Here is a 12254-nt window from a genome sequence, read left to right on the forward strand (position 1 = left end):
TTTTTTTATACTTCAAGCGGTTTTTATATTGATTTTTTTTAAGCGATTGCTAACGTGAATCTAAATAATAATATCAGGATTGCAAAGATTTATGACCCTGTCAGCACAAGCCGGACATTCTTTAAGTTTTTCAAGTCACTGTTTAAAACAAGCCATCCCTTTGATGGTTAAGTATAAAATACCTATTACGCCACTCAATTATGCGCTGTGGTATTGCTATGTTAGCGAAAAGAATCACGAGCTCAGTCAAGAATTAGACACTATTATCAATAAATACAATACCTGCAGCACTGAGCAAGCCAATTACTTGTTTAACAAATACCTTTCAAATGATGACATGGCTTTGTTTTATCAACTATCTGATGGATTTAGTGATGTTGTTGGTAAGGTCCATCATGATATTAGCGAGGCACTAACTTATTCTGCAGAGTTTGATTCGGTTTTAAAAGAGTGTCGTGACAAACTTAATGAGGCCGATATAAGCCAAGAGAGTGGCTTTGATGAAGTTCTTTTGTGTGTTGAGCGTTTGAGTGACAAATCTGCTGCCTTACAAAATCGTGCTCAGGACTTTCAAAATCAACTTGCGCATGCTTACTCAGAGATCACTGAGTTAAAACAAGAGCTCATTAAATCTCAAAGTAAGGCTGAAAGAGATCCCCTGACAGGGCTGTTCAATAGAGGCAAGTTTGACGAAGATGTGGTTCAGTTTTGCCAAGCACTTGATATTTCTGGGGTTGCCGTACTTGTTATGGTTGATATTGATCATTTCAAATCATTTAACGACACTTTTGGTCATCAAAAGGGTGATCAAACATTGCGCGCTGTTGCAACTAAATTATTAAAACATGTCTCGAGTGTCGGGCAAGTATACCGCTATGGTGGAGAAGAGTTCTGTTTTACAGCACATTTTGCCACAATCAGTGATATGACCAATTTTACCCAACAGTTACGTCAAGCTATAACTAAGTTACAGATCAAAGACCCTAAATCTGAGACTATCTTAAGACACGTCACTGCAAGCTTTGGTGTTGCGATTAAATCTAAAAATAGTCAACCAGAACAACTTATTGCAATTGCCGATAGGGCTCTTTATTTAGCTAAAGAACATGGCCGAAACCGCGTCGAAATTATCGAAGAGTAACCAGCATAAACAGAGTTTATCGATATTTGTATCAAATTTGTGAATAGTTGTAACCTAGCAAGGACAGTTTGTTCACATCTTGATAGTATGCAGTTATTAGAAAATCTTTTTGGTCGTAACAACAATAATGAAGTCTCAAGCGATCAGGATGTGCGCAGCGATATATGCTTTGACTGTCATGTTAGTTAATCAAGCGTATGCTGATGATTCAACTCGCACTGAACGTGAAAGCCGCAAGGCAAACCAAGAAATAGAAACCAATCAATGGCATATCAGTATTAATACTGGTATTGGTACTATTACAAATCCATTACACGGTGGCGATAACTTACCCTTAGTTTTGCTCCCTGAAGTTGCTTATTATGCAGATAAGTGGTTTTTTGACAATGGCCGATTAGGTTATTCTCTTTTAGAGAGTAACTCTCATGTGCTTAATGTTGTCACTGAGTTTAACCCCGAAACTCGCTTTTTTATCGATTTTCATCCAAGCAATGTATTTGCGCTAAATTCATCTAGTAGCTTTATAGTCGAGTCAACAAGCAGCAATGAATTAAGCAGTAAAACAGTATCTGTTGATGATATTCGCCATCGACGTTGGGCGCTCGATGCAGGTCTTAGTTATCATTACATTCAAAATAACCACGTCTTTTCTGTGCAAGCACTAATGGATGTTTCTGGTGTTTACAATGGAATGCGAAGTGCGCTGCAATGGCAGTCTCATTATCAAGCAGGTAACCTCAGCGTTGCACCAAGTCTCGGTATTTGGTACAAATCAGCCGACCTTAATGATTATTTTTATGGTTTATCGGCTGAAGAGACCTCATATGGGGAAATTGATGTTGGCAGTAGTTGGCAACCTTATGCTAAAATCGACGCCCGTTGGCCATTGAGTGAGGCTAACTCTCTTCGTTTTCATTTAGCATATTATGACTATTCAGCCGTGGATGACAGTCCGCTTTTTGAACACACGTATTCAATGACTGCTTTTATAGGATTCAATCATATTTTTTAATATGAAGTATTTTGTTTTTAGTCTGTGTGTGTTTGCAGTAGTTACTTGGCCGTTCCCAAGCCATGCGCAAGCGACTCAGTTTGATATCTCACCTAAAGTGTGTGTTGTGCTACAACAGCATGAGTTTTGTGATCTTGATTTAAAAATTAGCTGGCAAATAGCGCAGCCTCAAGATCTGTGTTTATACCAAAATGAACAGCAGATACAGTGCTGGCAAGGTCTTCGCAAAGGGGTGTTAAACCATAAAGCGCGGGTTCAGGTTGAAACAATATACTCCTTAGTCAATCCGCATACGGGGAGCGAAATTGCAACCGCAAAAGTCGAAGTGCAAAGCACTGAAGCAAAAACAAAGAGACGAAGATTGCGCTCACCGTGGAGCTTTTTTTAATTCAGGAGCAACCAATGGCAAAGATTTTACTTGTTGAAGATGATCTAGGCTTACAGCAGTTAACCAAGGATTACCTTCAGCATAATGGGTTGGATGTTGCGGTCCTTGAACGCGGCGATGAAGTATTCGATTATTTAGAGAATAACCCAGTTGATTTAATGATATTAGATGTCATGTTACCAGGTAAAGATGGTTTTAGTGTTTGCCGTCAAGTACGTGATAAATTTAATCTACCCATTTTAATGCTCACCGCCAAAGGCGAAGATTTTGACCAAGTGATTGGGCTTGAACTTGGTGCTGACGATTATGTTATTAAACCAGCAGAACCACGTGTTTTACTTGCACGCATTAATGCATTATTGCGCCGAGGCCAAGCTTCAAATAAAGCACCTGAAGAGCTCACGTTTGGTGATTTAAGCATTGATAAAACCAGTCGCATTGTTACACTTAAAGGCAACGAAATTACACTTACATCTCATGAGTTTGAGTTACTATGGTTACTCGCTTCAAATGCTGGTGAAGTGTTAAGCCGTGAACATGTTCATCAGCATATGATTGGTCGTCAGTATGATGGCTTAGACCGTACCGTTGATGTTCGCGTATCTCGGATCCGCAAGAAACTAGGTGATAATAGTGACAAACCATATCGTATCAAAACTGTTTGGGGCCAAGGTTACCTTTTCGTATCTGATGCATGGGACATGTAATTATTAATGGGGAAACTATTTGCTAGCTTATATTTATATATAATAGTTTCTCTGTTTTTAGTTAGTGGGGTCATAGAACAGTTATGGCCCTATGAAGACACACAGCAACATATTGCACTTGATCAAGAATTTGGCAAATCACTTTGGCTTCTCAGTCAAACAGAAGATGGTTTAACAAAACTAAAGCAAGAGTTTAATAGCGAGATAATCAATCGTAGCGATCTTGCCCTTCCTGAAAACCTGAAAACGCAACTCAATGAAAAGCATTACCTCTATGTGTTTAATCATGACCAGCGTGTAGTTTGGTACGTAGCACTGAATGATGCGCAATTGTTGCATATAGGCCCTTTATCTGTAGCCAACCCTAGCTTTAGTTCCGTTTGGCCTTACTTTTTATTGTTAACTGTGATTGGCTTACCTGTTGGGCTATGGAGCTTTTTACTTTGGCGAGACTTTAATAAGTTAACGCTTGCATGTGAAGCTGTGGGTGGGGCACAGGATTTTGAATTACAAGATGCATCTAAATCCTTTTTTCTTCCTATTACCGATACCTTAAATGCGTTGCAAGAACGTATTCAATATCTTTTAGCAGCGCAGCAAGAACTGACTTCGTCTGTTTCTCATGAATTTAGAACACCACTTGCGCGCTTAAAGTTTGCAGTGGCGATGCTAGAGGAACAAATTGAGAATGAGAAATCGTTTATCTATATTGATAATATGCAGGCAGATATTGCTGAGCTTGAAGCCTTGGTTTCTGAAATGCTCGAATATGCACGACTTGACTCTCATCAACCCAGTTTAAAAAGCCATTCTTGTGATTTAACCGCATTAGTTAATAGTGTGGTAAATAAACTTGAGTTTGCTACAGACATTGATATTGCAGTTAATGCGCCGTCACAGCTTTATTATAATTGTGATGAGCATTTTATTGCGCGCTGCATTCAAAACTTACTCGGTAATGCACAAAAATATGCGCATCATAAAATAAATTTGATACTTGAAGAACACCCAGATGCCGTTCAAATAGTTGTTGAGGATGATGGCCCAGGTATTGCTCAGTCTGAATGGCAGAGCATCTTAAAGCCCTTTACACGATTAGATAAAAGCCGTGATAAGAAAACAGGGGGTTTTGGGTTGGGGCTTGCGATAGTGGCTAAAATTGTCAGCTGGCATCGAGGACAACTACAGGTGTGTGACTCAACGCTCGGTGGTGCGAAATTTGTTATTCGATTATTTAAAGATAAGTAAATCTCAAAAACCTTATACCAATCCACAATGGCCGGGAACAACTTAATGACGTAATTGTTACCTTGTTATAAAGGCGGGGTTATTGCCACAACTATGTTTACTTAAGTAACTGGCTATTACTTTGACTAAATGTCACAGATATAAAAAAAGCGCCTGAGGCGCTTTTTAAAGGTTAAAACCAAAAATAAACAAGTAGCAAAGTAATAGACCATACTAATTTATAAAAGTTCTCAAAAAATTTAATTATTTTTCATCTAATAATGGCATTAGCATTTTTTCAAGACCATTGAGTTTTACTTCGTATATCATCGCAAGTTGTGCCCCTAATTGACCCTCAGGAAATCCCTGCTGTTTAAACCACACTAAATATGGCTCGGGTAGGAGCAGCAATGGTCGACCTGCATACTTGCCAAAGGGCATCTTTGTATTTATGGCACGTTTGAGTAGTGCTGGATCCATCTTATTCTCAGATTTGTATAAAAGGGAGATGATACGGTAAAACAAGGAGAGAAAATAGGCTGTGACGGGCAAGAAACAGCCTATTTAGTGAGGGAGGTAGGCCCTCTGAAAATATTCACTAATTTCTAATAACTATTAGTGAAGTTGATATCGACATTTTTTTGTAAAACCAAGCTGTTTGAGTTTAAGCAGAATATTAGGGTCATCAATTCTATCGGGTGTGTCGATTTCACGAAGAAAATGATCGCTTGGTACTTGATAAACATCTAGCATCTTGTTGAATAGCACAGCTCTAATATCCGTTGCTGTCATACCATTTTGCTGTAACTCATCAAGCCGCTGTTGTATATCTACAAGTTTCCCGGAACGTGCATCATCCGTGTTTGCTAAAAACTCACTGGTAAACTTATCTTTCATTTAAATAACCTCAATCCATTTAACTACAGTGTATCAAAAAGGCGCAAAACCACAGTGAAGTTAAACGTTTTTGTGTTAAAAATAGATACTTAGCTTAGTACCTTGAGATTGATTCTACTCTTTTTTTAGTAGAGATTGCTATTGTTGATGTAAAGCTTTGTAAATAGCGTTGACCTAGTAAGGGGACGAGGGTTTAAAGGTAAGAAAATAGACTTGGCAACTAACTGAATATAGTGAAATAATTCTCGGTTCCGTTTAGAGGAACCGAGAATTATTTTTTACATTATGAAAAAAGTTTCTGTTTTACATGCTCCGCAAAGCCACTACCGGCCTCTAAATAGAAGTTGTAAGTAGAGTCAACCCCCATATCTTCTAATTCTTTTTGTTGGTCAGGGTAATTTGCTATCGCCGTTACTTGACCTTGATAACCTGAAGCCCGAAGTTGCTCCAAGGCAAAAATATTTTGCATATGCTTAGGCATTGCCAACATAACCATACCAACATGTGAATGGTTTACTCGTTGCCAAAAATCAGGGTCAGTTGCGTCGGCAAGTAATACTCGACGACCACGTTGAATATGTTTCTCTACCACATCGGGTTTTATATCGATACCAGCAACAAGGTTTGGATGAGTTTGACTAATTGTTTCATAAGCACCGGTTCCAATCCGACCCATACCAAATATCACAATCTTAGTATCGTTAAGGTTAACTGGCAGCTCTTCTGCAAGCCGAGTATCACTTTCAAATTTAAGTAACCAGCGCTCAATTTTAACGTAGATTTCATTCGAACGTTTGTTAAGGGGGGATGCCAAAATAAAGGTGATCGAAACAGCAATTGCCATTACTGCAAGCCATTCTGAAGTGATCATATTGCTTGATGCTGCAACGGCACAAACAATAAGCCCAAACTCACTGTAGTTTGCAAGGCTAAAAGCACTTAACAAAGAAGTACGTGCGCGCAGTTTGAATGCATTAGTTAATACATAATACAGCGCCACTTTTATCGGTAATACGAAAACTAATACCAGCGCAACAAGTACTGCGTGGCTAGTTAGCTCTGCATTCAAACCAATATTTAAGAAAAAACCAACGAGTAATATATCTTTTAGATTAAGAAGAGACTTTGATAATTCACCCGCTTTTTTATGTGCAGCGAACATCATGCCTATTATCAATGCACCTAAATCACCTTTTAAGCCTGCAAATTCAAAAGCGTGATAGCCAATAACAAGGGCAAAGAAAAAGCCAAATAAAGGTAATAACTCACCGTGCTTTGATCGGTTTAATACCCAAAACATAACTGGGCGTAACAGAGGTAAAGCAACTAATAGCGCCAGCGCCCAAATGTTCGGCGCTTTTCCTGTGCTAATGGCCAAGAAGATCACCGCGAAGATGTCTTGCATAACCAGAATACCGATGGAGATTTTACCGTGTAGACTGGCCATCTCGCCGCGCTCTTCAAGTACCTTCACAGCAAACACTGTACTTGAGAAACTAAAAGCAAAGCCCACTAACAATGCGCTTTGCCATGTAAGCTCGCTGAATAAAGGCAGTGCAATTGCGCCAAGCAGCAGCATGAAAGCACTGAACAGTGTACTACTAATTACAATATGTAACGAAGCAGGGGCCCACACCTGAGGCTTGATTAAATTAGCCACTTTTAGTTTAAGGCCAATACTAAATAGCAGCAGGGTAACACCTAAGTTTGCAAGGGTATTGAGTAATTCTGTTGTTTTATAGCCATATAAATTAAGCGCGAAGCCTGCTAACAAAAAGCCAATAAGAGGAGGAAGCTTTAACTGGTAAACAGCAAAGCCACAGACAAACGCAGTAGCAAAGTAGATTAATTCCATAATTATTCTTGTAACTTCATTTGTTAGCAGTGTAGCGAAATATTTCTTATTGGAAAACAATATCGAAGCAGAAGAGTTTAAAAAATAAACACATTTGCGCTATTTATTGATTAATCCGTCAAAAGCACCATTTTTTCGCTGACAATAGCTTTTAATTGTGGTTAAGATGCAATAACGAAGGAATTTAAGTCGTCTTTTATTAAAGTTGGCTTAAGGAGAAAAGATGTTTAAGAAAATCCTTGCATCAGTAGGTATTGGTGCAGCTAAAGTTGACACTGTACTTGAGACAGAGCACTTGCAACCAGGTCAAAAGTTCAACGCTATGATTGTGATCAAAGGCGGTGATGTTGATCAAGAAATTGCTGGTTTAGATTTGGCGCTTATGACGCGTGTAAAAGTTGAAAGCGAAGAAGGTGATTATTTTACCAATCATGTCATTGAAAAATGGCGTATTCCAGATATTGGTATTATCGGTGCCGGTGCAGAAAAGCATATCCCGTTTGAAGCACGACTACATTCTGAAACCCCAATAACAGAAATCAATGCCGGCTATAATCAATCCCATGTCTGGCTTGAGACAGGTTTAGATATTGATTTAGCACTCGACCCAACGGATCGTGATGCCTTACACATTTACCCTAATGATGCTGTTAGTACATTAATGGAAGCAATGGATAGGCTTGGTTTTAATTTAGTAAAAGCAGATGTTGAAAAAGGTTATTTGCGCGCACCTACTTTTCAATCTCATTCAGGCTGCTACCAAGAGCTTGAATATCGACCAAACAGTCGAAGCTTATTTGGCTTACAAGAGATTGAATTATCATTTGTGCCTGAAGCTCATAAAACACATGTGCTAATTGAGCTTGACCGTGCCTTTAGAGGTGATGGTTATGTGGATTTAACTATTGAGCATGATCACGTAAATCTATCCCAGTTATGTGACCAGCTTGAACGATTATTTGCTTAAAGACTAACGACTAAATAGTTAGTTAAAACCCAGCTAAGGCTGGGTTTTTTGTCTTCGAAAAGGAGCGTTATGTATATTGTTAAAAGTTATGACGAACTCAGTAAAGATGAGTTGCTCGCAATTTTACGTGCCCGGGTAGACGTATTTGTCGTAGAACAAAACTGTCCTTACCCGGAAATTGACGATGTTGATAACGATGAATTAACTCAGCACGTATTTTTATTTAGAGAGCAGCAACTTGCAGCCTATGCACGTTGTTATAAGAAAAATGAGCAGTATAGTGCATTTGGTCGTGTGCTGGTTGCGCAGCAATTTCGCGGTGAAGGGTTAGCGACTAAACTCGTGCAAATGGCAATTGATACCTGTCTAGAACACTGGCCTGATAAAGCAATTATGATTGGGGCTCAATGCTACTTAACAGGGTTTTATCAGCAGTTTGGCTTTGAGAATGTGGGTGATGAGTATTTAGAAGATGGTATTCCACATCAAGATATGTGTCTGAGGTAGCCAAATGGCTACCTCAGCAATGTGTTAACTTAACAGTGAGTTTGCAAACACGAGTGAGATGGCAAGTGGGCAAATGAACTTGATATACCATGGCCATACTTTCCAGAAGAAGCTATTCGCAACATCAGGGCAGCCTTGCTGAATTTCTTTTAATAAAGATGCTCTATGCCAGATCCAGCCTACAAAAATACAGCACATTAAGCCAAGAATTGGTTGGCCAATTTTAGTGGTTAAAGTTATTACAAAGCCAAATAGCGTCCCTAGATTAAACACTATCGTAAAACTTATCAGTGCAATAATACCGCCGATGATCCAAGTTGCTTGCACACGCTTTAAAGCAAAGCGTTCAACTGCATAAGACACTGGGGCTTCTAGCATTGAAATTGATGAAGTTAATGCGGCGATGCTCATCAAAGCAAAGAAAGCAAAGCCAACAAAAATACCCACATCTCCCATACTTGTAAACAGGGCAGGTAATACCTGAAACACCAAGGTATCTTCAGAAAGTAATGCGCCTTCAGGCGAAAATATCTGTACGCCTTGTGCTTGTGCTACATACATTGCAGGGATAATTAATAAACCGGCTACAAAAGCAATAAACACGTCAATAAGCGTTACATATGCACCTAGCGATACAAGGTTTTCTTTTTTACTGATGTATGAGCCATAAATAATCATCACACTTGTACCGAGCGATAGTGAGAAGAATGCTTGGCCTAAAGCATTAACAAGTAGCTCAGGATTTAAAATTGAAGAAAAGTCAGGCACTAAATACGCTTTTAAGCCAGCAATAGCCCCATCTTGCGTCATTACATAAATGATCAGCATGAACAAAATACCTAGCAATGCAGGCATTAAACGCTTTGACCACTTTTCGATGCCGTTTTCTACACCTTTCGAAATAATTGACACGGTCAAAATGATAAAAGCAGCTGTGAATATCAAGTTTCTTGATAGTGACTGCTCACTTAACCAAGTGCTTGCTTGGGCTTGCCCAGATAACTGTGCGACAGGCTCTAAAGTAGCACTTAGCATCCAGCCTGCAACAATAGCATAAAAGCTTAAGATAAGGCCCGCACAGATAATGCCACCAAACCCAACCATAAATGCAAATTTCTTCTGCCACTGATGATTAGTCACTTTTCTAAGCGAACTGACAGCATTAGCTTGCCCATGACGACCAATAACTAGCTCTGCCATTAATGCAGGATAAGCTAAACAAAACGCCAGTACTAAATAGGCAACCAAAAAAGCGGCACCGCCATTACTTGCTGTTTGTGTTGGGAAACCCCAAATGTTTCCTAGGCCAACGGCAGAGCCCGCTGCAGCCATTATAAATCCAAAGCGGGAGCTGAACTCCCCACGTGATGCGCTCATATTATTTTACTTCTCTATCTTTGACGGCGCTGACAATCTACTTGAATTAACATCAAATAAAAAGAGTTAATCTAGGTCAAATTCGTTCTATATATTGTTATCTTTGAAGTCAGCGTACATTTCGTGCAATTGTTCTCTACAATACGAGACAATTAACATAATTGAAACATGTTTAAAGGCTTTTATTTTGAATTGAAAGAGTAAAACAAGCGCCTCCGAGCTGTTTGCTCTTTGTAACGCTGACAGTGCCGTGGTGCCAGTCAGCAACTTTAGCGACAATGGCTAAACCTAGTCCATAACTTTCACCATCTCGATTACGATGAGTCTGCTCTTGGAAAAATGGACTGAATACTTTATGCCAGTTTTTTGGATCTATTCCCGGACCATCATCTTCAATTGTAAAAATAACCTGATTTCCAGCTTGTTTAGCGGAAATCAGAATTTCTGATGTCGCAAAATCACAAGCGTTGCTCAATAAATTAACGATTGCTCTGGCTAACCAGTGTAGATCGGCACATACAGCGCCAGGTTCGATTTGTTGCTGAATGCGAAGCTGACGTTGCTCCAGTTTAGGTTCTAGTTGGTGAACTAAAGTAAGGGTATAACTATCAAGATCTGACTCATTAAAAGTGAGCTGATTCGCTTTTTGTTCTAGTGTGGCAAAAGCAAGGTAGCTTTTTAGCATCGACTCCATTTGATCAAGATCTTGCTCCATACGGGCAAGGTACTCCAGACGTTTTTGTTCGTTTGGACTATCTTGTGCTGCCTCTAACCCAAACCGTAAACAGGCAATAGGTGTTCGTATATCATGCGATAAACTTGACGCCATCAACTTGTTTTCTTCAAGTAGCTTTTCTATCTGGCTTGCCATGCGGTTAAAGGTTAGCTCGACGTCCTTGATATAGGTAAAATGTGATACATGAATGCGGCTTTTCAAGTCACCTTTAGCAAAACGTTGCGCCGCGTCATTTAACACCGATAAGCGCTTTGCTAATGGAGTAATGATAAAACCCATGAACACACAAAGCCCAGCATAAAAAAGCATAGTTAGTAACACATCGTTACCTTGTTCATGGTTATGGTCTTTCATTAAGCGCATTTTTAAATGGTGTGACCCTAAGTTTGGTTCACTGTAAAGCAAGTAATAACCTTGTTGATCTTCGAGAATAAGCCCGCTTGGCTGCGTAATTTGTGCAAGTAATGATTGAGGTAAAGCAAGCGATTGGGTTGGTCTGTATTCAAGCTGAACAGTAAAGTCATCATTAAGTTGCTTGATAGCTTGTGGGCGTTGACTGGGTGAAATTGCTGCTAATTGTTTTGCAAAACCTTTTATCATTTGGGTTTCGCTATAAAAAACGTCATGAGGCGTTTGGGTTTGCTGACTGAACGCGTCAATAAGCCAACCCAAAATGATAATTGAAAGGAGTGCACTGCCTAATAAGGAAAGGTAAAACTTTTTCACACGCGTTTACTGCCACGCCGTCGAAACAAGCAAATAGCCTTTGCCCCAGATCGTTTTAATTTTTTCTGGGTGTTGTGGATCATCATTAAACTTTTTACGTAAAGACGAGATGAGCACATCGACACTTCTGTCTAAGCCATCATACTCTCTGCCTTTCGTCGCCTTAAACACGGCGTCTCGTGATACCACTTGGCCTGCATTACTGGCAAGGTAATGTAATAATAAATATTCTGCACTTGAAATATGAACTTCATCTTCGCCAAAGTACACAGTACGTGATTCTGTATTGATAGTGAGTTTACCAACATTGATTGTTGTACTTTCTTTGCTGGTATCTTGCGAGTCAGTTTTAGAGCGCAATGCGGCTTTTATGCGCGCGAGCAGAGCACGAGGACGCACAGGCTTCATCATGTAATCACTAGCACCTACTTCAAGACCAATCACTTCATCCATTTCTTCGTCGCGTGCTGTCAGCATGATAATAGGAGCCTGATAGAACTGCCTTAAATCACGACAAACACTAATGCCGTCTTGTCCGGGAAGCATTATATCGAGTAACACTAAGTCAGGAGCTGTTTTACGTACCTGCTCAACAACGAGGTCGCCTCGTGAACAAATAGTGGTTTTATAACCTTGTTCAATTAAGTATTCGGCCACCCAATTGGCGAGTGAAATATCATCTTCAACTAATAATATTGTTCCGTAATGTTCCAT

Annotated in this window: 13 protein-coding genes; 7 read left to right on the plus strand and 6 right to left on the minus strand. The window is 39.6% G+C overall.

Going from position 1 to position 12254, the window contains the following annotated elements; genetic code table 11:
• Nucleotides 1-91: 91 nt before the first annotated feature.
• From ACSFVZ_RS12930 to ACSFVZ_RS12950, 5 genes are all read left to right on the plus strand, one after another.
• A complete protein-coding gene (locus tag ACSFVZ_RS12930; RefSeq protein ID WP_435559012.1) occupies nt 92-1141 on the plus strand; it encodes a GGDEF domain-containing protein in 1050 nt (349 codons plus the stop codon).
• A gap of 178 nt (nt 1142-1319) precedes the next feature.
• The gene (locus ACSFVZ_RS12935) at nt 1320-2153 is read left to right on the plus strand and encodes a MipA/OmpV family protein (RefSeq protein ID WP_435559013.1); all 834 of its coding nucleotides are present in this window, start codon (nt 1320-1322) and stop codon (nt 2151-2153) included.
• A gap of 1 nt (nt 2154) precedes the next feature.
• Nucleotides 2155-2541 (plus strand): DUF3019 domain-containing protein, encoded by a 387-nt coding sequence (locus tag ACSFVZ_RS12940; protein WP_135924063.1) that lies wholly within the window; start codon nt 2155-2157, stop codon nt 2539-2541.
• 14 nt (nt 2542-2555) lie between these two features.
• Entirely contained in the window at nt 2556-3248 is a 693-nt protein-coding gene (locus ACSFVZ_RS12945; RefSeq protein ID WP_135924064.1) for a response regulator, read from the plus strand.
• 6 nt (nt 3249-3254) lie between these two features.
• A complete protein-coding gene (locus tag ACSFVZ_RS12950; RefSeq protein ID WP_435559014.1) occupies nt 3255-4496 on the plus strand; it encodes an ATP-binding protein in 1242 nt (413 codons plus the stop codon).
• Between the two features lie 243 nt (nt 4497-4739).
• Here the strand turns inward: ACSFVZ_RS12950 and ACSFVZ_RS12955 are convergent, their stop codons facing one another.
• The 3 genes from ACSFVZ_RS12955 to ACSFVZ_RS12965 form a co-directional block, all read right to left on the minus strand.
• Nucleotides 4740-4955 carry a DUF3820 family protein gene (locus ACSFVZ_RS12955; RefSeq protein ID WP_138556978.1) on the minus strand — a complete coding sequence of 72 codons (216 nt, stop codon included), beginning with the start codon at nt 4953-4955 and terminating at the stop codon, nt 4740-4742.
• Nucleotides 4956-5090: 135 nt separating this feature from the next.
• The gene (locus ACSFVZ_RS12960; protein WP_435559015.1) at nt 5091-5372 is read right to left on the minus strand and encodes a hypothetical protein; all 282 of its coding nucleotides are present in this window, start codon (nt 5370-5372) and stop codon (nt 5091-5093) included.
• A gap of 283 nt (nt 5373-5655) precedes the next feature.
• Nucleotides 5656-7227 (minus strand): cation:proton antiporter domain-containing protein, encoded by a 1572-nt coding sequence (locus ACSFVZ_RS12965; protein WP_135924068.1) that lies wholly within the window; start codon nt 7225-7227, stop codon nt 5656-5658.
• A 223-nt stretch (nt 7228-7450) separates the two neighbouring features.
• Between ACSFVZ_RS12965 and ACSFVZ_RS12970 the strand changes: the two genes are divergently transcribed.
• Together ACSFVZ_RS12970 and ACSFVZ_RS12975 are read left to right on the plus strand one after the other, a co-directional pair.
• Nucleotides 7451-8194, plus strand: coding sequence for a sporulation protein (locus tag ACSFVZ_RS12970; RefSeq protein ID WP_435559016.1), 744 nt, complete (start codon nt 7451-7453; stop codon nt 8192-8194).
• 69 nt (nt 8195-8263) lie between these two features.
• Entirely contained in the window at nt 8264-8701 is a 438-nt protein-coding gene (locus tag ACSFVZ_RS12975) for a GNAT family N-acetyltransferase (RefSeq protein ID WP_435559017.1), read from the plus strand.
• 24 nt (nt 8702-8725) lie between these two features.
• Here the strand turns inward: ACSFVZ_RS12975 and ACSFVZ_RS12980 are convergent, their stop codons facing one another.
• From ACSFVZ_RS12980 to ACSFVZ_RS12990, 3 genes are all read right to left on the minus strand, one after another.
• Entirely contained in the window at nt 8726-10078 is a 1353-nt protein-coding gene (locus ACSFVZ_RS12980; RefSeq protein ID WP_135924071.1) for a sodium-dependent transporter, read from the minus strand.
• Between the two features lie 172 nt (nt 10079-10250).
• On the minus strand, nt 10251-11540 hold the full coding sequence (locus ACSFVZ_RS12985) for an ATP-binding protein (RefSeq protein WP_138556974.1): 1290 nt from the start codon (nt 11538-11540) through the stop codon (nt 10251-10253).
• Nucleotides 11541-11546: 6 nt separating this feature from the next.
• On the minus strand, nt 11547-12254 hold the full coding sequence (locus ACSFVZ_RS12990) for a response regulator (RefSeq protein ID WP_135924073.1): 708 nt from the start codon (nt 12252-12254) through the stop codon (nt 11547-11549).

The sequence above is a fragment of the Pseudoalteromonas nanhaiensis genome (genome assembly GCF_051235485.1).
GTDB lineage: Bacteria > Pseudomonadota > Gammaproteobacteria > Enterobacterales > Alteromonadaceae > Pseudoalteromonas > Pseudoalteromonas lipolytica_C.

Coding starts and splice junctions, on each gene's coding strand:
- ACSFVZ_RS12960 (WP_435559015.1), bottom strand. CDS start 5,372: ATGAAAGATAAGTTTACCAGTGAGTTTTTAGCAAACACGGATGATGCA.
- ACSFVZ_RS12935 (WP_435559013.1), top strand. CDS start 1,320: ATGTTAGTTAATCAAGCGTATGCTGATGATTCAACTCGCACTGAACGT.
- ACSFVZ_RS12980 (WP_135924071.1), bottom strand. CDS start 10,078: ATGAGCGCATCACGTGGGGAGTTCAGCTCCCGCTTTGGATTTATAATG.
- ACSFVZ_RS12970 (WP_435559016.1), top strand. CDS start 7,451: ATGTTTAAGAAAATCCTTGCATCAGTAGGTATTGGTGCAGCTAAAGTT.
- ACSFVZ_RS12950 (WP_435559014.1), top strand. CDS start 3,255: ATGGGGAAACTATTTGCTAGCTTATATTTATATATAATAGTTTCTCTG.
- ACSFVZ_RS12940 (WP_135924063.1), top strand. CDS start 2,155: ATGAAGTATTTTGTTTTTAGTCTGTGTGTGTTTGCAGTAGTTACTTGG.
- ACSFVZ_RS12955 (WP_138556978.1), bottom strand. CDS start 4,955: ATGGATCCAGCACTACTCAAACGTGCCATAAATACAAAGATGCCCTTT.
- ACSFVZ_RS12945 (WP_135924064.1), top strand. CDS start 2,556: ATGGCAAAGATTTTACTTGTTGAAGATGATCTAGGCTTACAGCAGTTA.
- ACSFVZ_RS12975 (WP_435559017.1), top strand. CDS start 8,264: ATGTATATTGTTAAAAGTTATGACGAACTCAGTAAAGATGAGTTGCTC.
- ACSFVZ_RS12930 (WP_435559012.1), top strand. CDS start 92: ATGACCCTGTCAGCACAAGCCGGACATTCTTTAAGTTTTTCAAGTCAC.
- ACSFVZ_RS12965 (WP_135924068.1), bottom strand. CDS start 7,227: ATGGAATTAATCTACTTTGCTACTGCGTTTGTCTGTGGCTTTGCTGTT.
- ACSFVZ_RS12990 (WP_135924073.1), bottom strand. CDS start 12,254: ATGGAACATTACGGAACAATATTATTAGTTGAAGATGATATTTCACTC.